A 23,475-nucleotide genomic window follows, 5' to 3' on the forward strand; every position below is an offset into this window, starting at 1 on the left:
GGATTCCCCGGTAGATTCGGCGAATGGCCGAGAGTCTTGACGCGACGGACTGGTCCATCCTCGCCGAGCTGCAACGCGACGGCCGCGTACCGCTCACCGAGCTGGCCCGGCGGGTGAGCCTGAGCGCCTCCGCGACGACCGAGCGGGTGCGCCGGCTGGAGGCGGTCGGCGTCATCAGGGGTTACCGCGCCGTCGTCGATCTGGGGCAGGCCGGATACGCCGTGCTCGCCGTGGTGCGGCTCAAGTATCCGGGCAGCAGGCACGAGCCGCTGCACCGGCTGCTGGGCGAGCGCATGGAGATCCTGGAGTGCCTGCGCACCACCGGCGATGACTGCTACACGCTCAAGGTCGCGGCCACCTCCATGGCCCACCTGGAGAAGGTCGTGGACGAGCTGGCGCGGTTCGGCAGCACCACCACCAACATCGTCTACAGCGAGACGCTCCAGTACCGCGGCCCGCACGCCACCTGAAAACGGCACAGCGGCGGGCGAGTCCGGCGCGACGGACACCCCGGGCCGTCTGCGGCGCGCCGCCCTGATCAAAAGATCCGCTCCACGGCGGCGCGTGCGCGCCGGTCGGCGGACGGCGGTCAGCCGGCGTCGGGGACGTAGGTCAGGTGCAGCACCCCGGTCTTGAACGTCTCGGACCTGGTCAGCTTCAGCTTGTGCGTCGGGGTGTCCTCGAACAGCCGGTGCCCGCGGCCGACGACGATCGGGTGGACCAGCAGGTTCAGCTCGTCGAGCAGCCCGTTGGCCAGCAGCCATCGCACGGTCGTCGCGCTGCCGGACATCTGGATGTCGCCTTCGGTGGTCTCTTCCTTGAGCTCGCGCAGCCTGCCCGCGACGTCACCGGAGACGAGGGTCGTGTTGGACCAGTCCGCCTTCTCCAGGGTGTTCGACACGACCCACTTGCGGGCGTTGTTGAACGCCGCCGCCACCTCGGGGTCCTGGTCGGTCGTCGTCCAGTAGGCGGACCACTCGTCGTACAGCCTGCGGCCCATCAGGAAGCCCGCGGCGTTCTGCATGCCCGCCTGGACGACGGCGCCCATCTCGTCGCTCCAGTACGGGAAGTGCCACTGGTCCGGCGACTCGACCACGCCGTCCAGCGAGATGAAGAAACTCGAAACGATCTTCGCCATTGCTCTGCTCCCCTTTTCCTCTTCCTCGGCGGCGCCCCGTTCACGCCGGCCACGAGACCCTTCGCCGTCACGACGGCCGCGAGACCCTTCGCGGCCGTTACGACGGCCGCGAAGGGAAGATTAGGAGAGCGGCGGCAATCAGGTCTTGTACAGAAGCGACAGCGGCTCCACCGGATCGCGCTCGCCCAACCGCGTGGCGGTCTGCCCGACGTAACGGGCCAGTGACCTCGCCAGATGCGGCTGGTCGAAGTAGCCGAGCCGGTGGACCACCTCGGTCGCGGGCACGCCCTCCCGGATCAGCACGGCCGCCCGCCGGGCACGCTCGATCTGCCGGACCGCGCCGCGGGTGAGGCCGGTCGCCGCGAGGAAGCGCCGCTGGAGGGTGCGCTCCGACAGGTCCGGCGACGCGCCGTCGAGCACCGCGGCGACGACCGGGTCACAGGCCAGGACGTCCTCGCGGACCATGCGGCGCACGAACATCTCGGCGTTGTCGTAGTCCGGAAGGCACCAGGCGGACCCCTTGAGGTGGAACGTCCTGCGGGTCGCGTCGGGTATCTCCGCCGAGGCGTCGACGAGACGGTTCGCCGGAAGATGCGGCATCGAGGTGCCGAGCGCGAAGACGATCCCGAAGAACGTCGCGTCCTCGGGCACGGATGCCCGTGCCGCCCTCGTCTCCGGGCCCTGCACGGACACGCTGACCTGCCCGCGGTGTTCCCAGAAGACCAGGTCCCAGTGCGCCGTCGCCACGGACGTCATCTCGCTGACGTCCTGGCTGGTGCTCCGCCACACCCGCTCGATGTACGGCGAGTCGGACGGCCGGCTCTCGATCTCCAGAGCCATCCTGCCCGTTCCCCCTGTTCTGTCCGCATCTGTTCTGTCCGCGTCAGTTCTATCTGTGTCAGTCCTGTCGGCGTCGAGAGAACCGGCCGGATCGCCGGACGACATTCTCTCGCCCGGCGATCACCTCGGTTCCTGTCAGTCAGACGTCACCTGATGGTGACACGATCCCCCTGCGGCGCCTCCACCGGAGAGTGGGCCACGAGGTAGGAGGCCAGCGCCCCTCGGTCGTCCGGCCGCCGCGGTAGACATCGGTGGCTCCCTCCCACCCCTCGGGAAGCGACGAACGCTAGCCGGGCCGACCGACAATTCCGCGAGAGCCGGGAGGCATGAGAACTCGAACTTGGCGGCCCCACGTATTACTGGTGGTATTTGTCGCCGTTTAATCCATCAGATATTTCGCAGATGACGCCGTGAAAGCGGCCAGGAACCACGCGGCGCGTACCCCGATCGCCCCGCGGGCGGCACCGGGAGTGCCACCGCCGATGAACGTTTCACTCCGGCAGGAGGTCGGGCAGGAGGTCGGGCGGGGAGGGCGGCAGGAGACTTGACGGCCCCTGAGATGTCGTATTCGCTCCCTTCGGCACCACCACCACCTGCCTCTCCATCGGGGGAAGGTGCTGGCACGGAAATGTTAACGCTAACACCAGACCGTACTCTGGCTCAGCCGGTCAGCCGCGGAGCGAGTGGAACGCCGCGCTTCCCCACTCGCCGAGCCGCACCGGCACGAGCACCTCAGAGACGAGGAGGCACGATGCGACTACGCGGACCCGTACGGCGACGTAGTTCCGACGACGCCGGGAGTGATCACCCGGCCCCGGCGCCGTTTCTCACCCGGCCCCTGTCGCGGCTGCTCGTCGCCGTACAGGTCGTGGTCCTCGCCCTGGCGTCGGCGGGATGGGCCGTCCCGGACGGCGTGGCGCGAACGGTCGCCATGCCGGCCGCGGCCGTCGCGGCCGTGGCGACGCCTCCCTTGGGCTGGGCCTCCTGGAACACCTTCGCCGCCCAGATCAACTACAACGTGATCAAGGCCCAGGTGGACGCGATGGTGTCCTCGGGGATGAAGGACGCCGGCTACGAGTACGTCAACATCGACGAGGGCTGGTGGCAGGGGACGCGGGACTCCTCCGGCAACATCACCGTCGACACCGCCGAGTGGCCCGGCGGAATGAAGGCGATCGCTGACTACATCCACAGCAAGGGCCTCAAGGCGGGCATCTACACCGACGCCGGCCGCAACGGCTGCGGTTACTACTACCCGACCGGCCGCCCGGCCGCCCCGAACAGCGGCAGCGAGGGCCACTACGACCAGGACTTCCTCCAGTTCTCCCGCTGGGGCTTCGACTTCGTGAAGGTCGACTGGTGCGGCGGCCAGGCCGAGGGGCTCAACGCCCGCACCGCCTACCAGGCGATCAGCGCCGCGATCGACCGCGCCACCGCGCAGACCGGACGGCCGATGGTGCTGTCGGTCTGCAACTGGGGCGCCCAGAGCCCGTGGGACTGGGCGCCGGCCATCTCCACCATGTGGCGCACCAGCGGGGACATCATCTACTGGGGCGAGAACGCCTCGATGGACCGGATGCTGGCCAACTTCGACTCCGCCCAGCACCCGAACGCGCAGAGCCCCGGCCACTACAACGACCCCGACATGCTCATCGTCGGCATGAACGGCTTCTCCGCCGCGCAGAACCGTACGCACATGGGCCTGTGGGCGATCTCCGGGGCGCCGTTGCTGGCCGGCAACAACCTCGCCACGATGAGCGCGGAGACCCGGGCGATCCTCACCAACCGGGAGGTGCTCGCGGTCGACCAGGACCCGCTCGGACGGCAGGGCGTGAAGGTCGCCGAGGACCAGAGCGGACGCCAGGTCTACAGCAAGGTGCTCTCCGGCACCGGCCGCCGGGCCGTGCTCCTGCTCAACCGGACCACCTCGTCCGCGTCCATGACCGTCCGCTGGTCGGACCTCGGCCTGAGCGGAGCGGCCACCGTACGGAACCTGTGGACGGGGACCGACGCCGGGACCTTCACCAACAGCTACGCCACCACGGTGCCCGCCCGCGAGGCGGTCCTGCTCACCGTCACCGGCACCACCGCCTCACCCACGGCGACTCCTTCGGCCACCCCCACGTCCACGCCCACCGCCACGCCTCCGGCCACGGGTTCGATCAGGGGTGTGGCGTCGGGCCGGTGCCTGGATGTCAACGGCGCCTCGCAGTCGAACGGCGCTACGGTGCTGATCTGGGACTGCAACGGCCAGAACAACCAGAAGTGGGCGACGACCAGCGCCGGTGAACTGCGCGTGTACGGCAGCAAGTGCCTGGACGTCAACAACGCCGGCACCGCCGACGGCACCGCGGTGATCATCTGGGACTGCAACGGGCAGAACAACCAGAAGTGGCGCTTCAACTCCGACGGCACCATCACCGCCGTCGGCGCGAACAAGTGCCTGGACGTGGCGGGCAGCGGCACAGCCAACGGCACCAAGGTGCAGATCTGGTCGTGCAACGGCCAGAACAACCAGAAGTGGACCCGCGTCTGAACGACGCGGTGACGCGGTGACGCGGTCACGCGCCGACGCGCCTTCGCCGGAGACGACCCCGTTCCGGCGAAGGCGTACGGCCGGGTGTCCCTTGTGCCGGGCTATCCGGCGGCGCGCAGGCGTACGGGGAGTTCCCTGTGCCCGTTGCTGATGAGGGTGGGCAGCGGCCGCAACTCGGCGGCCGGCACCGCGAGTGACATGGCGGGGAAACGCTCGAAAAGCTGACGCAGGGCCTCCGCGACCTCCAGCCGGGCCAGGGGCGCGCCGAGACAGAAGTGCACGCCGTAGCCGAACGCCAGATGGTCCTTGACCCTGCGGGTGACGTCGAAGGCGTCGGCGTCCGGCCCGTGCCACTCCGGGTGCCGGTTGGCGGCCCCGTACGCCGCGAGGATCGGCTCTCCCGCGGAGATGACCTGGCCGTCCGGCAGCCGGAGATCGGTGACGGCGAAGCGCAGCGGGAGGTACTTGACGGCGGGCTCGTGGCGAAGGGTCTCCTCCACCACGTCCTCCCAGGCGGCCTCGCCGGTCCGGACGAGACGGAGCTGTTCCGGTGACGTCAGCATCGCGAAGACGGCCTGGTCGACGACGTTGACGGTCGTCTCGTACCCCGCGTTGATCATCAGGCCCAGCGTGTCGCGCAACTCCTGGTCGGCGAATCCGGAGCCGTCCGACTCCTCGTCACGCGCGGCGATGAGGAAGGAGGTCAGGTCGTCGCGGGGGTCGGCGCGCTTGGTCGCGATCAACTGGTCGATGTGCTCGTAGAGACGCACGGTGTTGGCCTGGGCCTGCTCGGGCGTGAGCGTGCTGTCGAAGACCCGGTCGACGATCTGCCGGAACCCGTCGCGCTGGTCCTCCGGCACGCCCATCAGGTGGCCGATCACCACGATGGGCAGCGGTAACGCCAGTCGCTCCCGCAGGTCCACCACCTGGCCGGCGGGCAGCGCGGCGAGGTCGTCGACCAGCCCGGTGACGATGGACCGGATGATCGGCTTCAGCTCGGCGATGCGGCGTGCGCTGAACGCGGGTGAGATCATCCGGCGTAACCTGCGGTGATCCGCGCCGTACGCGGTGAACATGTTCTCCACCAGTATCCACAGGGCGAGCGGCCACGTGCCGGCCGTCTCCTGGAAGGCCGGATAGTGCGCACGGCCGTCCTTCGAGACGTCGGGGCTGGTGAGAAGGGTCCGGAGAACGGCGGGGTCGGTGACCGCCCAGGCGCGCAGGCCGAGGATGTCCACCGGGGTGGCCGGGCCGCGAGCCCGCAGGGCCCGGTACTCGGCGTGCCGGTCGGCGCCGGTGGGATCGATGACGAACGGGAGGAGCTCGGGCATGTGACTTCTCCTTATCGCGCTGTGGATACTCATCATCGACCGGGCGGCCCGGCCGTGTGTGACACCTGTGGAAAGCGGTCGCGGTGTCTTCCCGGTGTCTTCTCGGTGCCGGCGGTACCCCCGAAACTGTCGTAGGGATCGCGTACCGTCCCTGAGAGTCGTCGCCCGGCGGCGGAGCGGACATCGCGAAGGGAGCCGTCAATGCCGGAACTGCGTACGTGGCTCACCGGTCTCGGGCTGGTCGAGTCGCCACGCTGGCACGACGGCCGCCTCTACTTCTCCGACTGGACCGCGCACGAGGTGATCGCGCTCGACCTCGACGGCAAGCACGAGGTGGTGGCCCGGGTGGACTCGCTCCCCCTCTGCACGGACTGGCGAGCGGACGGGCGGCTGATGATCCTCGACTCCGCGCGGGGGCTGCTGCTACGACGGGAACCCGACGGCTCCCTGGTGGCCGAGACGGACCTCACCGGTCTCGGGCGCGGCTGGAACGAGATCGTCGTCGACGGCCGCGGCAACACCTACGTCAACCGGATCGGCTTCGACATGGCCGGCGGCGGGGCGTTCGCCCCCGGGTCCGTCGTGCACGTCAGCCCCGGCGGTGCGGCCCGCCAGGTCGCCGGCGACATCGCCTTTCCCAACGGCATGGCCGTGACGCGGGACGGCTCGACGCTGATCGTCGCCGACTCGTACGGCAACCGGCTCACCGCCTTCGACATCGAGGCCGACGGCGGCCTGGCGGGCCGCCGGGTCTGGGCCGATACCGGCGAGGACCACCCCGACGGCATCTGCGTCGACGCCGAGGGCGCCGTCTGGTACGCCGACGTCGGCAACAGGCGCTGCGTCCGGATCCGGGAGGGCGGAGAGGTCCTGCAGACCGTCGACGTTGACCGGGGATGCTTCGCCTGCGCGCTCGGCGGCGATGACGGAAAGACCCTGTTCATCCTGGCGGCCGAGTGGCGCATGCCCGAGATGGTGCCACCCGGAACCGGCCAGGTGCTCTCGACCCAGGTCGAAGTCCCCGGCGCAGCCTGGCGGTGACTCCCCGGCACAACGACGGGCACAGGCACACCGGCTTCTACGTTCAGGCAGTGGTGGAGCGGGCTCTTACCCCCGGAGGAAGGTCAGGCTCCATGCCGCATGACCGGGAACGTCCTTCTCGTACGACCATCGAAGTCGGCACGGCTCAGCTCACCCGTCGTGCCTTTTCCTGGCGGATGAGCCGAGGACGATTTCCAGCTTGAGTTTCGAGTGGCTCGAAGGTGCAGGCTCGTCCTTGTGAGTGACGGAACGGGGTTCTACACCGTAGGCCAAATCGCTCGGCGTACCGGTCTTTCTGTGCACACCATACGCTTCTGGTCCGACGGCGGCCTGATAGTCCCCACGGGCCGCTCGGCCGGCGGGTACCGCCTCTACGACGCCGCCGCCGTTGCCCGGTTCGACCTGGTCCACACCCTGCGCGAGCTCGGTATCGGACTGGAGGCCGTCCGGAAGATCCTCGCGCACCAAGCCACGGTGGCGGAGGTGGCCGAGGTACACGTCCGAGCGCTGGACGCGGAGATCAGGGCTCTTAAGCTTCGCCGCGCCGTACTCCGCGCGATCGCAGCGCGTGGCGGCACAACCGAGGAGACGATGATGACGCACAGACTCGCCCGTCTGTCCGCCGCGCAGCGGCAGCAGGTCATCGACGAGTTCGTCGAGAACACGTTCTCGGACATCCCGCTGGACGACGACGCCAAGGTGATCGCGGATTGGATGCGGGAGCTGCCCAATGAGTTGCCGGACGATCCGGCGCCGAATCAGGTCGACGCCTGGATCGAGTTGGCCGACCTGGTCGCCTACGAGGACTTCCGGCAACGGCTCCGGCGGATCGCGCTGGCCGGTGCCGCATCGGTGACATCGCGCTACGGCTATGAGCTCCGGTCACCGACCCTGGAGCACGCCAACCGGGCGATAGCCGCATCGATCACACCGGACTCGGTCGAAGGCCGGTCGGTTCTCCATCGCATCATCAAGCCCGACATGCCGGCCGGCGAACGCAGTGAACTGCTTCGGTGGCTTGAGACCGTCGCCGACGCCCGGGTGGAGCGCTATTGGCACCTGATAGCCGTGCTCAACGGACATGAGCCCGCTCCGTCGGCCGTACCCGCCTTCACCTGGCTGATCGCCGCTCTGCGCGCCCACGGCTGAGCCGCCCGCCCGCATCGCAGCCCACCGGTGCCGCGTCAGAGCGTGGATCTCGCCTGCCGGCGCCGCCGTCTCCGACCGCCCCGGGTTTCGGCGCAGGACAGGACACGCACGTCAGGTAATTGATCAGTGACTGTGAGTAGTGACATGGTGCTTGCGACTCGATCAACTTCCTCGGGAGGCAAACCATGCTCGCTCGCCGTCTGCTGGCCGTCGCCGTCATCTCCGCCGCCGTGGGTGCGGTCACCACTCTGCCCGCCTCGGCCTCCGCCGACCCGCACGCCGACCGCACGGCCCTGGTCGGCACCCCGGCGTGCGTCGACCTGAGCAACGGCCGCGGCAACGGTACGCAGATGTATCTGTGGCAGTGCCAGGACAACAACCCCAACCAGAAGTTCGTCTTCCAGGACGGCCTCATCAAGGTCGAGGACACCATCGGCACGGGGCGGGAGATGTGTCTGGACGCCTCCAACAACCGCGCCAACGGCACCCGGGTGTACCAGTGGCAGTGCCTCGGAAACGCCAACCAGCTCTGGGTCGTCCAGAGGGGCCTGATCATCCTCAAGTCCACTCTCAACTCGGGCAACCGCATCTGCCTGGACGTCACCAACAGCCGCGCCAACCTCTCGCCGGTCTACCTGTGGCAGTGCCTGCCCAACAACAACCAGAAGTTCGTGATCGACAACGGCCAGATCGCGGTCAGGGACACCCTCCTCTGAGCGCGGTGTCGCGCGGAGTCCCGGACCGTCGATCGGCCCGATCCCGCGTGACCTCCTGCCCGCAGCAGGGCGCCGGCAGCGGTGTGGCGGCGCGCGGCGCCGCCACACCCTCCGCTCCCGCGCGAACCGCGCTACGAGGATCAGGCCCGGCCTCTGAGCCGGGCGTAGGCCGCGGGAGGAATGCCGACGGCAGCGGTGAAGTCCCGGGTCAGGTGAGCCTGATCGGTGTAGCCGAGCTCGGCGGCCAGCGTGGCGAGGTCGAGGCCCTGGTAGACCCTCTCCGCGGCCTCGTGGAGCCGGAATCGGCGGATCACCCACTTGGGGCCGATGCCGACATAGTCCCGGAACAGCCTCTGCAGCGAGCGCACCGATCGCCCCGATCTGGCGGCCAACTCGTCGACCCTGGTCACGGACACGTCGTTCTCCACCATCGCCGTCAACGCGGCGACCTCTTCCGACAGCGGATCCTGGTCCGGTTCCAGGCTCAGCAGGAACGCCTCGACGAGCGCGATGGCGGCCTGGGCGTCAGGCTCGGCCAGGACCTGCTCGACCAGGGTCGCGCCGGCCGCGCCGTACATCTCTCTGATCTCCACGAACCGGCCGGTCAGCCGGGACACCGGACCACCGAGGAACGGCCGGAAGCCGCCCGGGCGGAAGCGCGTGCCGAGCACCCGGCCGCTGCCCCGCATCGTGTAGGAGAACCCGCCTCTGATCACTCCCGCGATCCGGCGGAAGTCCTGGGCGATCGTCATGTTCACGGTCGGGTGCGAGACGATGCGCTGCTCGTACGGCTCGGCGAGGCCGGTCCACGTCACGACCCAGAAATGGTCCACGTACGGCGCTATCCCGGGCGATGGCGCCTGCCGGACGAAATCGAAGGCGTCGAGCCCCGCGTACGGATCGACCCAGCCGCGCTGTCGCGTTTCTACAAGCCGCCCTGCGGGCAGGCGGGGCAGGGTGGTCGCCATGGAAGACATGATGCCGCTGATGACGCGGGCCACCGAACGGACCGCGGAGTTGGTACGCGCGGTGCGGCAGGAGCAGCTCGGGTTGTCCACGCCATGCGCGAAGTTCGACGTCAAGGACCTGCTCAGCCACCTCGAGTGGGTGGCGGCGTTGTTCGAGTCGCTGGCTCGCAACGGGCCGCGCGTCGAGCAGGGGCCTTACGCGGGCGACTTCCCCGAGAGAGCGAAGGCCACGCTGGCCGCCTGGTCGCGGCCCGGAGTGTGGGAGGGGACCAGCCCCGCCATGGGCCTGCCGATGACCACGCTGGGCCACATGTACCTCGTCGACATGGTCGTGCACGGCTGGGACCTGGCCAGAGCGACCGATCAGGAGTACGAGCCGGACCCCGAGACCGTCTCGCGGGCGCTGCACTTCACCGACCGGATGGTGGAGATGGGCAGGCAACGCGGCGCCTTCGGGCCGCCGGTGACCGTGTCGGACGACGCCCCATCATTCGACCGCCTGCTCGGCGTCATCGGGCGGGATCCCGCCTGGACAGCGTGATCTGCTTCGCCGGTGAGCGGCCTCAGCCCTTGAAGGCGCCGTCCATGATCCCGGCCACCATGCGCCGCCCGACGAAGACGAACAGGACGAGCAGCGGGAGGGTGGCGAGGAAGGAACCGGACATGGCGAGCCCGAGGTCGATGTTGAAGCTGTTCTGCAGCGCCTTGATCGCGATCTGAACGGTGTACATCTCCGGCGACTTCAGCACCACGAACGGCCACAGGAAGTCGTTCCACGCGGTGACGAAGCCCAGCAGGCCGAGCACGAAGGCGGCGGGGCGTACCAGCGGAAAGGCGACGCGCCAGAAGATCTGCCAGGTCGACGCCCCGTCGATCCGGGCCGCCTGGAGGATTTCGTCGCTGATGGTGGACGATATGTGCTGGCGCATCCAGAAGATCCCGAAGGCGTTGGCCAGGCCGGGGACGATCAGCGCCTGGAGCGTGTCCACCCAGCCCAGCAACGAGGTGATCATGTACTGGGGGACGATGGCGAGCTGGGTCGGCACGGTCATCGTCAGGACGACGAGCAGGAACAGCGCGTCGCGGCCACGGAAGCGCAGTTTGGCGAACGCGAAGCCGGCCAGCGCGCACAGCACCGCCTGACCCACTCCGATCGTCCCGGCCACGACCAGGCTGTTGACGACCGACCGGACGAACGGCACGGTCGAGAACACCAGGCCGGCGAGGTGGAAGAAGTTGCCGCCCGGCACGATCTCGGGCGGCAGCGTCGTCGCCGTCGCCGTGTCGGTGGTGGCGACGATGAACATCCAGTACAGAGGGAACAGGCAGGCGAAGGCGGCGAGCGCGAGCAGCGCGTAGGTCCACCATCGGACCCGATCGCCGGAGCGTGGTCTCGTCATGCTCATGATCGCCCCCTCAGCCCTTGACCGGGCGGATCCGGGTGGACAGGAAGTAGTTGAGGCCGGCGAACCCGACGACCATCACGAACAGCGCCACGCCGATCGCCGCGGCGTAACCGAACTTGAACTGGATGAACCCCTGCTCGAACAGGAAGAGAGTGAGCGTCTGGCACTGACGGATGGGCCCACAGGTGTTGGCCGCGCCGCGGTTCACGAGCAGGGCCTCGGTGAAGATCTGCAGCCCGCCGATCGTCGAGGTCACGATCGTGAACACGATGACCGGCCGCAACGCGGGGAGGGAGATGTGCAGGAACTGCCGCACATTTCCGGCCCCGTCGACGGCGGCCGCCTCGTAGATCTCCCGGGAAACGGCCTGCAGGGAAGCCAGGTAGAGGAGCGTCGTGTAGCCGAACCACCGCCAGGTCACCATGACCGCGATCAGCACATGGCTGCCCGTCACCGACTGGGTGAAGTCGATGTGCTCGAAACCCACCAAACCGAGCAGCCAGTTCAGCAACCCGTAGTCGCGGTCGAACATCTGGACGAACACGATGGCGGTGGCGGCCACCGAGGTGATGTACGGCACGAGCATCGTCATGCGGAAGAACACCGCGAGGCGCAGCCGCGCGTGGTTGAGCAGATGCGCGAGCACCAGCGCGACCAGTAACTGCGGCACGGTGGACAGCAGCCAGATGCTCACGGTGTTGCGCGCCGCGTTCCAGAACCGCACGTCCCCGAGCAGCCGGTCGAAGTTGCCCAGGCCGACGAACACGTGCTCGCCGATCGGGTTCCAGTCGAACAGCGCCACGTAGAAGGTGAACAGCAGCGGGATGAGGCCGAACACCGCGAAGAGCAGGAAAAACGGGGCGATGTAGGCGTAGGGGGCGATGATCTCGATGAAACCGCGCCGCGCCGCCTCCACCGGCGGGGCGGGGGGCAGGCCCGCCTTGGTGGGGGTGATGCTCGTCGTCACGGTCTGCTCGCTTCCCCGCCGCCGGCGCCGCGCCGTGGGAACGGCCCGGCGCCGGTGGCGCTCGTGAAAAGTCCTAGCCGCCGATCGCGTTCTTGATGTTGGTCACCGCCGCGTCCCACGCCTTCGCGGGATCACCCTTGCCCTGCTCGACGTTGGTGATGGCGTTCGTGAACTCCGTACCGATCGTGGTGCTGTCCGGCCCGATGAGGAACGGCTTCAGGCCGAGCAGGGAGTTGGTGTAGATCGTGCCGATCGGCGCGCCGGTGAAGAACTCGTCCTTCGCCGAGGTGAGCTTCGGGTCCTTGTAGACCGACGGGGTCGCGGGCAGCGACCTGGCCTTCGAGAAGTGGTCGAGCTGGCCCTGCGGCGACTGTGTGGCGGCGATGTATTCCCAGGCGGCCTTCGGGTTCTTGGCGCCCTTGGGGATGGCGAGGAAGCTGCCGCCCCAGTTGCCCGAGCCGCCGGGGATCGTGGCGATGTCCCACTTGCCCTTGGTGTCGGGGGCGTTGTCGCGGATGGAGCCGAGCATCCAGACCGGTGCGGCGATGACGGCGAAGTCGCCCCTCTTCATCGCGGCGCTCCAGCCCTCGGTGAAGGTGCTCTGCTTGGCGGTGATCCCGGCGGCCACGGCCTTGAGCGCCAGGTCGAAGGCGGCCTTGACCTGGGGGCTCCGCTCGTACACCAGATTGCCCGCGGGGTCGTAGTACTTCTCCTGCCCCTGGTTGACCACCTGCGAGTACACGCTCCCGCCGGCGTTGTCGACGAACGCCTTGCCGGTGGCCGCCGTGTATTTCTTGCCGGTCTCGATGAAGGCGTCCCAGGTGGGCCAGAGCTTGCTGACCTCCTCGCGGTCCGTCGGCAGCCCGGCCTTTTTGAACAGGTCGGCGCGGTAGGCGATGGCCATGCCGCCGACGTCGGTCGGGATGCCGATGATCGAACCGTCCTTGGCCGTGGGCTGGCTGATCACCCAGTCGAGGTAGTCACCCTTGATCTTGTCGGCGCCCATCGTGCGCAGGTCGACGAAGTTCTGCGGCTGCTGGACGAACTTCGGCAGGTCGTCGCCCTGGATCAGCACCAGGTCGGGCACCTTGCCGCCGGCCAGCGCCGTCGTGAGCGCCTGCGCCGTCTCCTGCGCGTTCCCCACCTCGGTCAGCTTGATCTGGACGTCCGGCCTCTTCGCCTTGTACTCGGCGGCGGACCCCTTCGCGTCGATCCCGGTGAACGACCAGAACTCGAACGACGAGCCGTTCGACTCGCTGGAGGAGGTCCCGGACGACGAGCCTGAGCACGCTGCCATGCTGAGGACCGCGGTAGCGGTGAACACGACCGCTGAGACCTTGCGGAAATTCACGGCGACCTCTTTTCGCTTGCTGTGGTCAGGGATGTGACGTGCGGCCTGGCGCGAGAGGATGCGCTGCGCTCGCCGGGCATTTGGCACCTTTCGGTCCTCACTGCGTGCCCGAGACGTAGGACGGCGACGATGCCGTGCTACTCCAGGCTCCCGACCGCGGGCGCCGGACAGGTTCGGCACCGCCATGCCGACCTGGTGTCTTACCTGCAGAGCCTTCTGACCTCACTCGTGGCAGCCTGAAACTTTCGGCGACGTCACGTCGATCGTTTCTCCGGGACAGTAGGCCCCTGCCAACCTGACCGTCAATATTCTGACGGTCAGATGTCTGAAAGTATCGGCCTGTCTGTTTTATGTTTCGGTGATGCATCCCAGCGAGGCGCCGCCACTGCGGTACGCGCTTGCTCCGCCCTGGGCGACAGTCACAGCGGCGCCGGCCCGGTTCCTCGGTTCGACGACGGGCCCGTCGGCCTCGGTGATCATCAGCCGTCTCCGGCGCCGGAGTTGGCCATGCCTGGGTGGAATGAAACTCTCACCCGCCACACCGGTATTACGGCTCTACAGGACCGATCCCCGACCTGGTGGCATGCCTGGCCCACCCTCACGAGAGCCGCAATGGCAATAAATTAACGCCGGGCCGAATCAGCGGCTCTCAATCGTCTGTCTGGACGCCTGGAGGCCCCGACAATAACGTCCAGTGTGCTCCGCCGACATCATGAAGAGGGTGAAGTTGGAAGTGACACGTTCCAAAGCACGTAATGCGGTCAGCTCTTTCGCCGTCGTCATCGCAACACTCGTGGCGATCCTGATGCCAGTCACTCCCGCGCACGCCACCTACGGCCCAGACCAGACGGTATACCTCGCGGTGACCTCAAATGCCGGCCCCTCGATCATGCTCGCCCAGGTGACCGGCACGCTGGCCTTCGACAACGGAAACACGAAGTTCAAATACTCGCTCCGGCTGTGCTGGGGAAGCGGGTCCTACCCCCAGCCGAACTTCTACATCGCCGTCAACGGCAGTACCTACCTCTATCCGGCCCAGACAGGCACGGCGCCCGCTCCCTCCGGCTGCCAGGTGTACCTGTTCCTCTACGACGGTGAATACACCCACTCCACCACCCTCGCGAACGTCACCCTGTATGTGACGGGCGGCTGGTTCTACCCCGGCAACACGTACAACAGCCGCACCAAATCCGTGACCTACGACAACCCCTACAACTGAGCGTCCGGAAAGCCGCGGGCGCACCACCACACTGCGGAACGGCCTCCGCCGAGGGCAGCCGGGCTATCCTGCCCCGGCGGCCCAGGCGGAGGCCGATCCGCTGAAACTTGATCAGTCCACGCACACCGCGTAGTGGGTGGACCGGAAGACCCATGTGCCGCCACCTGGAGAGGAATAGATCATATACGTGTAATAGGTACCAGGGGTGCAGTCGTGGCCGACCGCGAGGACGGCCTGCCGGGCCCGCTGCTCGGCCGACGCCAACCCGGCCGCGTAGGTGCTGCCCGCCCCATCAGCAGTGGCGCTGCGGGGAGTGTCATAGCCGTCGGCGTGCGCGGCCACGGACGTGGTTGCCAGGCCGGCCGCCACCACCGCTGAGACGAGGCCGAGCCGGCGGAGCCAAGTGACTTTTCGCATGCTTCTCCTTACAGGGACGGGCATTTGATCGATCAATAGAGATTTAGCGCAGATCGATATAGCGGCGATATTAACCAATTGGTCACAATAATCTGGCGGCCGTTGCCCTCACGGTGGAGCACATAATTGAAGGCACTCTGGGGGGACCATCCACCGAATTGTTTCCAGCCGGGCACAGCGATCCAGATAAACGGCCTTCAGGCAATCGGGGTTGAACTCGCCGAGACCTCCAGAACCACCGAATATGCGGAACGCAGGTACGAGGGGCCGCGTGCGCAGGCCCGGAGTTCGTTCGGCGAGGGCGTCGTGGTGCGGCTCATCCAGGCGACCCCGTACTGGCCGGACGCCGCGTCCTGAATCACCCACTTCCAGGCGTCGGAGAACGGTGTCTCGGTCCCGGCCGCCAGGGACGGCCGCAAGAAACTTTCACCCACCTGGGCGACTGCCCGGCCGCCAAGGGACGCCTCGTAACCCGGCGGTGCGCCGGCTTCCTGGCCGGCCGCCGCACGCTGCCGATCCCACCCGAGCACCAGGCCGGTCAGGCATCGTGACCTGCACCGCAGCCGCCCCCAGCGGCCCATTCCCCCGGCGGCGGCGGGCGGGCGCCTGTTCCGAACGTTTATGTGATCGGGCGCTCGGCGTTCGGCTCGGAGTGGGTGGGGGCGTTTCCGATCCGCGCGCGCACCGCTCAGCGCACCGACTGCGATCGATTGACACTTTTCGTGACCGCGGTGATAGTAACTGCACATTGCTCTCATCGGCCTGTTCCGCCTGACAGGAGCGCATTGTGCAGCCGACGGCCCGCCCTATCGGTCTGCCGTCGTGACACCTTCGGAGGGCGAAGTGAGAAAACGCTCGATCATCAGCGTGGCACTGGCGGCCGCGGTCGCCCCGCTCTGCGCCGCAACGGTGGCACTCACCACGACACCGGCCGCCGCGGCGGTCGGGGGCTCGGGCCCCTACCCAGCCGACTACGAAACCTCCACCAGCCTGCCCAACCACACCATCTACCGCCCCGGAACCCTCCCCTCGGAGAAGATGCCCATCTTCGTGTGGGGTAACGGAGGCTGCTCGGCCAACGGGACAGGACAACTGCCCTTCCTCCGCGAGATCGCCTCCCACGGATTCCTGGTCATCGCCAGCGGCAGCCCCAACGGCTCCGGCTCGACGACCTCCCAGATGCTCACCCAGTCCATCGACTGGGCGGTCGCCGAAAACAGCCGCCAGGGCAGCAAATACAACGGCAAACTCGACACCGCCAAAATCGCGGTAGGAGGCTGGTCCTGCGGAGGGCTGGAAGCCTACGCCGTCTCCAACGACTCCCGTATCACCACGACCACCATCTTCAGCAGCGGCCTGCTCAACGACTCCGACGACTACCAGCTCCGCCGGCTCACCAAGCCCATCGCCTACTTCATCGGCGGGCCCAGCGACATCGCCTACCCCAACGCCATCGACGACTGGGCCAAACTCCCCGCCGGGCTGCCCGCGTTCATGGGCAACCTCAACGTCGGACACGGCGGCACCTACACCCAGACCAACGGCGGCGAATTCGGCCGCGTCGCGGTGCTCTACCTCAAATGGCGGCTGAAGAACGACACCACCGCCGGCACCAACTTCGTCGGCGCCAACTGCGGCCTGTGCAACACCCAATGGCAGGTCCAGCAGAAGAACCTCACCCTCGGCGGCGACCCGTCCCCCTCCCCGTCCCCCTCACCCAGCAACAGCCCGTCCGCCAGCCCGACCGTGACTCCGACCTCCGGTGGCGGTAGCGGGGCGATCAAGGGTGTGGCCTCCGGCCGCTGCGTGGACGTGACCGGTGCCAGCCAGACCGACGGCACCCAGGTGCAGCTGTGGGACTGCAACGGCCAGACCAACCAGACCTGGTCGTCCACCTCGGCCGATGAGATCCGCGTCTACGGCAACAAGTGCCTCGACGCCGGCGGCACCGGCAACGGCGCCAAGATCCAGATCTACTCCTGCCACGGCGGCACCAACCAGAAGTGGCGCGTCAACTCCGACGGCAGCATCACCGGCGTCCAGTCCGGCCTGTGCATCGACGCCGCCGGAGCCGCCACCGCCAACGGCACCAAGCTCCAGCTCTACAGCTGCCACGGCGGCACCAACCAGAAGTGGACCTGGAACAGCTAGCCCGCACCTGTGGCCTGCGGCGCGCAACACTCGGCCGCACCGCAGGCCACGCCCGGCAGTCCCTCGCCCCGCCTGGGCATCCTGGTGGCGAGGCACAGGTGCGAGGCTCTTATCGTCGCAGCTGCTGGTCGGCGTCGCGCTTCGTCGGCTGTGGCGCAGAGTCCTCCACGAAGCGAGGACGGCAAGCGAACCAGCCGGCGATCACCCCTGGGATGGCGGTCGCAGCGAGAACCAGGAGCGGGATCGACCATGATCCGGTCGCCTCGCGCAGAAGGCCCAGACCGATCGGGCCGAAGCAGGCCAGCCCATAGCCGATGCCTTGCACGAAGCCCGACACGGCAGAGGCTGTCTGCGGGCTCTTGGTTCGACGGTTGATGAGGGTCATGCAGAGCGGGAAGGTGCTCACCCCGATTCCCAGCGCGCACATCCACACCAGCGTGCCGTCGAGCGGGGACAGAAGCAGGCCCAGGTATCCCGCTACCAGGAAGATCGCGCACCCGACGACCACGATGAACGGGTTCTTCATGCGCGTGGCCAGGTGTGGAACCACCAAGGCCGCGAGCATGCCCCATGCCGAGTAGAGCGCGACCATGGAGCCGCCCAGGACCGCGCTGCCTCCTGCGTCGGTGAGCACTGCCGGGACCCAGGTGATGATCCCGTAGTTGGACAGCGAAATCATCGCGAAGAGGGTCACCAGGCCCCAGACGGTTGATGATCGGCTGATCCTCGGTCTCGCGTCGGTCACCGTCACCGCCGCGGGCGCGTGGTGATCGGCGGGCAGCCTGACTGCCAGGACGAGCCAGACCACAGCAGCCACGGCAACTGGTCCCGCCCAGATACCTACCGAGAGCCGCCACGTCCCCGCTTCTGCCACCGGGACCGCGAGGAGCGGGGCGATGAACTGGCCCGCCTGCATGAGGATCAGGTAAAGCGAGGTCCACAGGGCCAGACGATCGGCGGACCAGGCCTTCACCAGCGGAACGACCACGACGTTCGCGGCTCCGATTCCGGCCAGTGCCAGCACGGTCGAAAGCACCAGCAGCGAGGGTGTTGGAGAGAAGGCGCGCACCAGGAGCGACAGAGCCGTCAGGCCCAACGCCACAGTGGCCGTGCGCTCGAGTCCGAACTTCCTCGTCACCGCTGGGGCGAGAAACCCGAAGATGCCGAAGGACACCGCCGGCACAGTGCCGAGCAGGCCGGCCAACGTCACCCCGAAGCCGAGATCGGATCCGATGATCTCCAGGAGCGGAGTGAACCCGGTCACGGCCGTTCGCAGGTTGAGCGCTGTCAGAGCGATGGCGAGCCCGGCCCACAAGGTTAAACGCCCGCGGTGCAACGGAACGAGCGATGAGAGCGATGTCACGTTATACTCCAGTGTAAGGTCAGCAGATGATGGGATTATGGGATGAGTTCCGAAGAGTCTGGCACGCGACAGCCCATGCGTCGAGTGGGACTCATCGACCAGGCTGCCGAGCGCTTCCGCGAGGAGGTGGTCTCCGGACGCTGGCCGGTCGGTGAGCAGATACCGACCGAGGCCGCACTGGTGTCGGAGTTCGGGGTCGGTCGGAACACGGTGCGCGAGGCGCTGCAGTCGCTGGTGCATGCAGGCCTGCTGCGCCGTGAGCAGGGCCGCGGCACCTTCGTCATCTCCAGCTCCGAGCTGACAGGCACTCTTGAACGTCAGCTCGGCGGTGGCACCCGTCGCCACTACCTGGAACTACGCCTTGCCCTCGACAGCGCTGCGGCGTCACTGGCCGCGATGAACCGCTCAGACGCCGACGTCGAGCTGCTGCGCGAGCTGCGCGACCGTCGAGAAGCGAGCTGGTCGACCGACGATCTCGACCTGCGAGCAAGCGCGGACCTCGCCCTGCACCGCGCAATCGTGGCAGCGACGCACAACCCTCTCTACGTCAAGCTGTACTCCAGCATGCTCGACATCTTCGCTGCCCACATGCGCGACGAGAAGAGCGAGGACGAGGACGCGGCACACCGCCACCACCACGAGCTGGTCGAGGCCATCGCGGACGGGGACGCCGACCGTGCTGCCACGAAGGTGGGTTCTATCTTCAAACCCTTCATGCGCTGAACCACGCAATCGCCTCCCCGCTCGGGCGAGGCGTCTCTGACGACGCCCCGCAACGCGAAGTGGCATTTTGGCTGGTGCAGCCTCAGCCACCTATGACCTGCGCGGAAAGGTCCGCACTCGGCCAGGAGCTGGCCCCACCCCGCCGCAGGCACAGTGCTGTAACGGATCTCAATGACTCGATACACCCTTTACTTGGGGTGCTATCCCTGGGAGCAGAAGGTCTGCGTCGAGTTTTCCGGAGGTCTCGTGCCCGAAACGTTGTGGAGCAAGCTGATCGACATGGTTCCTGCCGCTCAGCTTTGCGTTCGTGGTGTATCTCAGCCTACGGAAACCGCTCAAGGAAGCCATACCGAGAATGACGAGAATCGTGGCGTTAGGCGTCGTCGAGGTCGAGTTCACGGAGGTTGAGCGACTACTGACCAAGGCTGTCGAAAGCAGCGGCCAGCAGGAGACAGGACCGCTGATCAGTCGTGCGGATCGTCGGGCGGTCATCCGCAACTGGACCACGCGGCCGTGTACCTTAAGGGCGGCCGGATGCTCTGGGTGGATGCCAAAAGGTAATTCGTCTCTAACCGCGCTGTTCAGGCAGTTGGGCATGGTGGTGGACGAGGTTACCTCGACAGATAAGGCGTTGACACGCCTCGATCAACACACGTACGACATCGTGATCAGTGATATTCACAGGGGGACGGATAGTCAAGCTGGGATCGAAATGCTTCGCGCCTTCCGGTTCAGAGGTATCAGCCTGCCGGTCATAATCCATGCAGCAAGATTTGACGCGCGACGCCGACCGGAAGATCGCCGATGTACTCAGCGCGCGAGCCGAGGCGGAGCGCGATGCCGGCAAGAGCTAGTGCCGCATCAGAGAACCTTTGCCCCGTAGTGACGTGACGCGCCGTTCGGATGCTGGTCCGTGCGGCCGGTGTCGCCAGGCTGCCCGGGTGGCAGAACGGGTACGCGTCCGCGAAATCGATGACGACGAGGGCCGGCGCCTGCTACGGATTGTCCGCAGAAGCACCGGGTCGGTGGTGACCTGGCGGCGGGCCCAGATGGTGCTGCTGTCCGCGCAGGGCATGCCGGTTGGGAAGATCGCCGAGGTGACGTGCACCAGCGCGGACCGGGTCCGGGACGTGCTCCCCAACTTCAAGGTCGATGGCTTCGAGGCGCTCTACCCGAGGTACATGGGCGGGCGGCCCAGGACGTTCACGCTGCCCGAGCGGCGCGAGATCAAGAAGATCGCCAAGTCCAAGCCGGCCGAGCACGGCCTGCCGTTCTCGACCTGGAGCCTGGCCAAGCTGACTGACTTCCTGGTCGCCGAGGGGGTGGTCGACGACATCAGCCACAAGGGCCTGCGGGTCCTGCTCCGAGAGGAGGGCGTGTCGGTTCAACGCATAAAGACCTGGAAGACCTCCCGCGACCCGGACTACGCCACGAAGAAGGCCCGCGTCGAGCACCTCTACGCGATCGCCGACCGCGAGGTCATGCCAGAGGAGGGTGAGCCTGAAGTCGTCTTCTGCCTGGACGAGTTCGGCCCGCTGAACCTCCAGCCCCACCCTGGGCGGCAGTGGGCCGAGCGCGGTGGGCGGCACAAGGACCCCGGCCGGGAACCGAGGCCCCGCCGACGGGCGACCTGCACCCGCCCGCACGGGGTCAGACACCTGTTCGCCGCCTGACCTGGGCAAGACAAGCTCTACGGCCACATCAAGCCGAGGAAGCACCGGACCAAGTTCCTAGCCGGCCGCATCGATCCCCACTTCGTTCGCCGCTCATCAGGGCAGGCGGGCGTGTGCGGCTCGGGTGGCAGCGATCCGCTCACGCGCGAGCGTACGGGCCCGCTTGGTGTCGTCGCCGGTGAGCCGGGCGAGGATCGTTGCGAGCGGCCTGATTTGGCCCCAGCCGCCCCAGTGACCCTCGGGGATCTCGGTGGGGAATACCCAGATCCGGCCGGCGTCACGCGGCCAGGCGCCGTTCTCGGCGTCGAGGATTGCCTCGGTGACCTCGGCGATGACGCTCGCACGCTTCCGCTCGTCGAGCTGGCCCTCGGGGACGGACGGAACGACCTTGTAGCGAGGTGCGTCCGCGGGTTCTCCGCCGACGTAGATGCCGGCCGGTCGGTGCAGCCAGAGCCAGGAGACGGAACGGCTCACCGGGTCGGCGGGGTCGAATCCCTCGTTGCGGACGAGGATCTCGGTGATGCGGTTCAGCAGGGCCGCCTCGGCGTCCGGCTGGAGCGCGCCGTCGGGAATGTACACGTCGAGCATGGGCATGGTCGATCTCCTTCATGAGTTTAGTTCTTCAACTCAGGCCGGAGTCTACGAGGGCTAAGTACAGCTTGTAAACCCAGATGGGTACACTCGTCCCATGGAGACGCGGCGAATCGACCCAGTGAACTGCTCGGTGGCGCGCGCCCTCTCGGTGGTGGGGGAGCGCTGGTCGCTGCTGATCGTTCGTGAAGCGCTGGACGGCGCGCGCCGGTTCGGAGAGTTCCACTCCCGCCTCGGGATCGCCAGAAATCTCCTGGCGACTCGGCTCGAGACCTTGGTTACCGCGGGAGTGATGCGCCGCGTGCCCTATCAGGAGCCCGGGGATCGGCAGCGCTTCGCCTACGAGCTCACCGAGCAGGGCCGGGCGTTGCGGCCCACGCTCGTGGCGCTCCTGGAATGGGGCAACACGTACCTCGCCGACCCGCAGGGCCCGTCGGTCATCGTCCGGCACCGGCCCGTCGACGATGCGCGCTCCTGCGACGAGCCGGTCAAGGTCGTCCTCGAGTGCGCTGCGGGGCACAGCCACCTCGCCCCGGAAGACGTCTGCCGCACGCCCGGGCCGGGCGCGCGCTTCCTGGAAAGCTCCTGAGATCCCAGGATCGTACTGAGCAGTGATGTTGCCCCGGTCTTGTGGACACCTGAGCGCTTGGGACGATGTGTCCCGGGAGGAGTTCACAAGTGCCGATGTCACGTCCGCCGTACCCGCCGGAGTTCCGGCGGCAGATGGTGGAGCTGGTCCGCGCCGGCCGGACGCCGGAGGAACTGGCCAAGGAGTTCGAGCCGACCGCGCAGTCCATTCGTAACTGGGTGGTCCAGGCTGAGCGCGATGAGGGCCGCCGCGAGGACGGCCTGACCAGCGCGGAGAAGCAGGAGCTGGCCCGGCTGCGGCGGGAGGTCCGTCAACTGCGCGAAGAGCGGGAGATCCTGAAGAAGGCCGCGGTTTTCTTCGCTCGGGAGACGGATCGGCCGAGATGAGGTACCGGCTGATCGACGCGGAGAAGACACACCACGGCGTCTCCCTGCTGGCCCGGGTGCTGGGTGTGTCGCGCCAGGGCTACTACGCCTGGAAGAACCGCGGCCCCTCGGCGCGGGCCCGGCAGGACGAGGCACTGACGGACACGATCACGAAGATCCACGCGGGATCGCGGGGAACCTATGGTTCTCCGCGCGTGCACGCCGAGCTGCGCCAAGAGTTCGGAGTGCGTATCGGGCGCAAGCGGGTGGCCCGGCTGATGCGCGCCGCCCGGCTTGAAGGGGTGCATCGACGCCGCCGGCGCGGGCTGACCCGCCGCGACCCCGCGGCGAGTCCGGCTGAGGATCTGGTGAAGCGGGACTTCACCGCGCCGGGACCGAACCGGACCTGGACGGCCGACATCACCTACGTGCCGACCGGCGAGGGGTGGCTGTATCTGGCCGTGGTGCTGGATGTGTTCTCCCGGCGGATCGTGGGCTGGGCGATGGCCGATCACATGCGCACCGAGTTGGTCATCGACGCCCTGGAGATGGCGATCTGGAACCGCAGGCCCGCACCCGGTCTGATCCACCATAGCGATCAAGGAAGTCAGTACATGTCGCTGTCGTTCAGCCAGCGGTGCAGGTCAGCGGGCATTCGCACGTCGACCGGGACGGTCGCCGACTGCTTTGACAACGCCGTCACCGAGAGCTTCTTCGCGACCTTGGAGACCGAGTTGCTCGACCGGCATCACTTCGCCACCCGCGCCCAGGCCAAGGCCGCCTGCTTCGACTTCATCGAAGGGTTCTACAACCTCCGCCGCCGCCACTCGACCCTGGGCATGCTCAGCCCCGCTGAATACGAACGCCGTTACGACGCCGAACAAGACCGCTACGCTGCCGCATAGCCGCAAACCCCGATCTGTCCACACAACCGGGGCAAC

The 23,475-nt window shown here is 67.6% G+C and carries 23 protein-coding genes; 13 read left to right on the top strand and 10 right to left on the bottom strand.

The window, feature by feature from the left end; translation table 11 throughout:
• The first annotated feature begins 23 nt into the window (after nt 1–23).
• Nucleotides 24–470, top strand: a complete 447-nt coding sequence (locus FED44_RS03265) for an Lrp/AsnC family transcriptional regulator (RefSeq protein ID WP_111697492.1) — start codon at nt 24–26, stop codon at nt 468–470.
• 119 nt (nt 471–589) lie between these two features.
• On the opposite strand, the gene FED44_RS03270 is transcribed toward FED44_RS03265, so the two are convergent.
• Together FED44_RS03270 and FED44_RS03275 are read right to left on the bottom strand one after the other, a co-directional pair.
• Nucleotides 590–1,138, bottom strand: a complete 549-nt coding sequence (locus FED44_RS03270) for a dihydrofolate reductase family protein (protein ID WP_138459674.1) — start codon at nt 1,136–1,138, stop codon at nt 590–592.
• 138 nt (nt 1,139–1,276) lie between these two features.
• Nucleotides 1,277–1,978, bottom strand: a complete 702-nt coding sequence (locus FED44_RS03275; RefSeq protein ID WP_138459675.1) for a helix-turn-helix domain-containing protein — start codon at nt 1,976–1,978, stop codon at nt 1,277–1,279.
• Nucleotides 1,979–2,729: 751 nt separating this feature from the next.
• Between FED44_RS03275 and FED44_RS03280 the strand changes: the two genes are divergently transcribed.
• Nucleotides 2,730–4,514, top strand: coding sequence for a glycoside hydrolase family 27 protein (locus tag FED44_RS03280; protein WP_138459676.1), 1,785 nt, complete (start codon nt 2,730–2,732; stop codon nt 4,512–4,514).
• A 101-nt stretch (nt 4,515–4,615) separates the two neighbouring features.
• Here the strand turns inward: FED44_RS03280 and FED44_RS03285 are convergent, their stop codons facing one another.
• Nucleotides 4,616–5,845, bottom strand: coding sequence for a cytochrome P450 family protein (locus FED44_RS03285; protein WP_138459677.1), 1,230 nt, complete (start codon nt 5,843–5,845; stop codon nt 4,616–4,618).
• Nucleotides 5,846–6,046: 201 nt separating this feature from the next.
• Here FED44_RS03285 and FED44_RS03290 point away from each other — a divergent pair, with 201 nt between their 5' ends.
• From FED44_RS03290 to FED44_RS03300, 3 genes are all read left to right on the top strand, one after another.
• On the top strand, nt 6,047–6,886 hold the full coding sequence (locus FED44_RS03290; RefSeq protein ID WP_111697487.1) for an SMP-30/gluconolactonase/LRE family protein: 840 nt from the start codon (nt 6,047–6,049) through the stop codon (nt 6,884–6,886).
• A gap of 237 nt (nt 6,887–7,123) precedes the next feature.
• Nucleotides 7,124–8,035, top strand: coding sequence for a helix-turn-helix domain-containing protein (locus FED44_RS03295; RefSeq protein ID WP_138459678.1), 912 nt, complete (start codon nt 7,124–7,126; stop codon nt 8,033–8,035).
• Nucleotides 8,036–8,220: 185 nt separating this feature from the next.
• Nucleotides 8,221–8,751 (top strand): RICIN domain-containing protein, encoded by a 531-nt coding sequence (locus FED44_RS03300; protein ID WP_111697485.1) that lies wholly within the window; start codon nt 8,221–8,223, stop codon nt 8,749–8,751.
• 140 nt (nt 8,752–8,891) lie between these two features.
• Here FED44_RS03300 and FED44_RS03305 read toward each other — a convergent pair whose 3' ends face one another.
• Nucleotides 8,892–9,719, bottom strand: coding sequence for a helix-turn-helix domain-containing protein (locus FED44_RS03305; protein WP_167521374.1), 828 nt, complete (start codon nt 9,717–9,719; stop codon nt 8,892–8,894).
• Here FED44_RS03305 and FED44_RS03310 point away from each other — a divergent pair.
• A complete protein-coding gene (locus FED44_RS03310) occupies nt 9,718–10,260 on the top strand; it encodes a TIGR03086 family metal-binding protein (RefSeq protein ID WP_138459680.1) in 543 nt (180 codons plus the stop codon). The genes FED44_RS03305 and FED44_RS03310 overlap by 2 nt on opposite strands.
• Before the next feature lie 22 nt (nt 10,261–10,282).
• Here FED44_RS03310 and FED44_RS03315 read toward each other — a convergent pair whose 3' ends face one another.
• From FED44_RS03315 to FED44_RS03325, 3 genes are all read right to left on the bottom strand, one after another.
• Nucleotides 10,283–11,125, bottom strand: coding sequence for a carbohydrate ABC transporter permease (locus FED44_RS03315; RefSeq protein ID WP_165900434.1), 843 nt, complete (start codon nt 11,123–11,125; stop codon nt 10,283–10,285).
• Between the two features lie 10 nt (nt 11,126–11,135).
• The gene (locus tag FED44_RS03320) at nt 11,136–12,092 is read right to left on the bottom strand and encodes a carbohydrate ABC transporter permease (RefSeq protein ID WP_138459681.1); all 957 of its coding nucleotides are present in this window, start codon (nt 12,090–12,092) and stop codon (nt 11,136–11,138) included.
• A 73-nt stretch (nt 12,093–12,165) separates the two neighbouring features.
• The gene (locus FED44_RS03325; protein WP_244301679.1) at nt 12,166–13,443 is read right to left on the bottom strand and encodes an ABC transporter substrate-binding protein; all 1,278 of its coding nucleotides are present in this window, start codon (nt 13,441–13,443) and stop codon (nt 12,166–12,168) included.
• A gap of 805 nt (nt 13,444–14,248) precedes the next feature.
• Between FED44_RS03325 and FED44_RS03330 the strand changes: the two genes are divergently transcribed.
• Nucleotides 14,249–14,662 (top strand): hypothetical protein, encoded by a 414-nt coding sequence (locus FED44_RS03330; protein WP_133305862.1) that lies wholly within the window; start codon nt 14,249–14,251, stop codon nt 14,660–14,662.
• Between the two features lie 111 nt (nt 14,663–14,773).
• Here FED44_RS03330 and FED44_RS03335 read toward each other — a convergent pair whose 3' ends face one another.
• Nucleotides 14,774–15,079, bottom strand: a complete 306-nt coding sequence (locus FED44_RS03335; RefSeq protein WP_111697479.1) for a hypothetical protein — start codon at nt 15,077–15,079, stop codon at nt 14,774–14,776.
• 843 nt (nt 15,080–15,922) lie between these two features.
• On the opposite strand from FED44_RS03335, the gene FED44_RS37055 reads away from it, so the two are divergent.
• Entirely contained in the window at nt 15,923–17,230 is a 1,308-nt protein-coding gene (locus FED44_RS37055; protein ID WP_244301680.1) for a ricin-type beta-trefoil lectin domain protein, read from the top strand.
• A gap of 109 nt (nt 17,231–17,339) precedes the next feature.
• On the opposite strand, the gene FED44_RS03350 is transcribed toward FED44_RS37055, so the two are convergent.
• A complete protein-coding gene (locus FED44_RS03350; RefSeq protein WP_167521375.1) occupies nt 17,340–18,593 on the bottom strand; it encodes an MFS transporter in 1,254 nt (417 codons plus the stop codon).
• 84 nt (nt 18,594–18,677) lie between these two features.
• Between FED44_RS03350 and FED44_RS03355 the strand changes: the two genes are divergently transcribed.
• From FED44_RS03355 to FED44_RS37060, 3 genes are all read left to right on the top strand, one after another.
• Nucleotides 18,678–19,316 (top strand): FadR/GntR family transcriptional regulator, encoded by a 639-nt coding sequence (locus FED44_RS03355; protein WP_279633844.1) that lies wholly within the window; start codon nt 18,678–18,680, stop codon nt 19,314–19,316.
• 547 nt (nt 19,317–19,863) lie between these two features.
• On the top strand, nt 19,864–20,199 hold the full coding sequence (locus FED44_RS38375; protein WP_396697195.1) for a response regulator: 336 nt from the start codon (nt 19,864–19,866) through the stop codon (nt 20,197–20,199).
• A 58-nt stretch (nt 20,200–20,257) separates the two neighbouring features.
• Nucleotides 20,258–20,989 carry a helix-turn-helix domain-containing protein gene (locus FED44_RS37060; RefSeq protein WP_244301681.1) on the top strand — a complete coding sequence of 244 codons (732 nt, stop codon included), beginning with the start codon at nt 20,258–20,260 and terminating at the stop codon, nt 20,987–20,989.
• Between the two features lie 96 nt (nt 20,990–21,085).
• On the opposite strand, the gene FED44_RS35605 is transcribed toward FED44_RS37060, so the two are convergent.
• Nucleotides 21,086–21,583, bottom strand: a complete 498-nt coding sequence (locus FED44_RS35605; protein WP_167521339.1) for a tautomerase family protein — start codon at nt 21,581–21,583, stop codon at nt 21,086–21,088.
• A 94-nt stretch (nt 21,584–21,677) separates the two neighbouring features.
• Between FED44_RS35605 and FED44_RS03370 the strand changes: the two genes are divergently transcribed.
• Nucleotides 21,678–22,169 (top strand): winged helix-turn-helix transcriptional regulator, encoded by a 492-nt coding sequence (locus FED44_RS03370; RefSeq protein ID WP_138459684.1) that lies wholly within the window; start codon nt 21,678–21,680, stop codon nt 22,167–22,169.
• 89 nt (nt 22,170–22,258) lie between these two features.
• Nucleotides 22,259–23,439, top strand: a protein-coding gene (locus FED44_RS03375) for an IS3 family transposase (protein WP_396700708.1) whose coding sequence is annotated in 2 segments (ribosomal slippage) — nt 22,259–22,508 and nt 22,508–23,439 — 1,182 coding nt in all. Because the reading frame shifts where the segments join, the coding sequence is not laid out codon by codon here.
• Nucleotides 23,440–23,475 lie beyond the last annotated feature (36 nt).

The sequence above is a fragment of the Microbispora triticiradicis genome, assembly GCF_005864065.1.
Lineage (GTDB): Bacteria > Actinomycetota > Actinomycetes > Streptosporangiales > Streptosporangiaceae > Microbispora > Microbispora triticiradicis.

Coding starts and splice junctions, on each gene's coding strand:
- FED44_RS03330 (WP_133305862.1), top strand. CDS start 14,249: ATGCCAGTCACTCCCGCGCACGCCACCTACGGCCCAGACCAGACGGTA.
- FED44_RS03300 (WP_111697485.1), top strand. CDS start 8,221: ATGCTCGCTCGCCGTCTGCTGGCCGTCGCCGTCATCTCCGCCGCCGTG.
- FED44_RS38375 (WP_396697195.1), top strand. CDS start 19,864: ATGCCAAAAGGTAATTCGTCTCTAACCGCGCTGTTCAGGCAGTTGGGC.
- FED44_RS03270 (WP_138459674.1), bottom strand. CDS start 1,138: ATGGCGAAGATCGTTTCGAGTTTCTTCATCTCGCTGGACGGCGTGGTC.
- FED44_RS35605 (WP_167521339.1), bottom strand. CDS start 21,583: ATGCCCATGCTCGACGTGTACATTCCCGACGGCGCGCTCCAGCCGGAC.
- FED44_RS03310 (WP_138459680.1), top strand. CDS start 9,718: ATGGAAGACATGATGCCGCTGATGACGCGGGCCACCGAACGGACCGCG.
- FED44_RS03290 (WP_111697487.1), top strand. CDS start 6,047: ATGCCGGAACTGCGTACGTGGCTCACCGGTCTCGGGCTGGTCGAGTCG.
- FED44_RS03275 (WP_138459675.1), bottom strand. CDS start 1,978: ATGGCTCTGGAGATCGAGAGCCGGCCGTCCGACTCGCCGTACATCGAG.
- FED44_RS03315 (WP_165900434.1), bottom strand. CDS start 11,125: ATGAGCATGACGAGACCACGCTCCGGCGATCGGGTCCGATGGTGGACC.
- FED44_RS03285 (WP_138459677.1), bottom strand. CDS start 5,845: ATGCCCGAGCTCCTCCCGTTCGTCATCGATCCCACCGGCGCCGACCGG.
- FED44_RS03370 (WP_138459684.1), top strand. CDS start 21,678: ATGGAGACGCGGCGAATCGACCCAGTGAACTGCTCGGTGGCGCGCGCC.
- FED44_RS03265 (WP_111697492.1), top strand. CDS start 24: ATGGCCGAGAGTCTTGACGCGACGGACTGGTCCATCCTCGCCGAGCTG.
- FED44_RS03280 (WP_138459676.1), top strand. CDS start 2,730: ATGCGACTACGCGGACCCGTACGGCGACGTAGTTCCGACGACGCCGGG.
- FED44_RS03305 (WP_167521374.1), bottom strand. CDS start 9,719: ATGGCGACCACCCTGCCCCGCCTGCCCGCAGGGCGGCTTGTAGAAACG.
- FED44_RS03335 (WP_111697479.1), bottom strand. CDS start 15,079: ATGCGAAAAGTCACTTGGCTCCGCCGGCTCGGCCTCGTCTCAGCGGTG.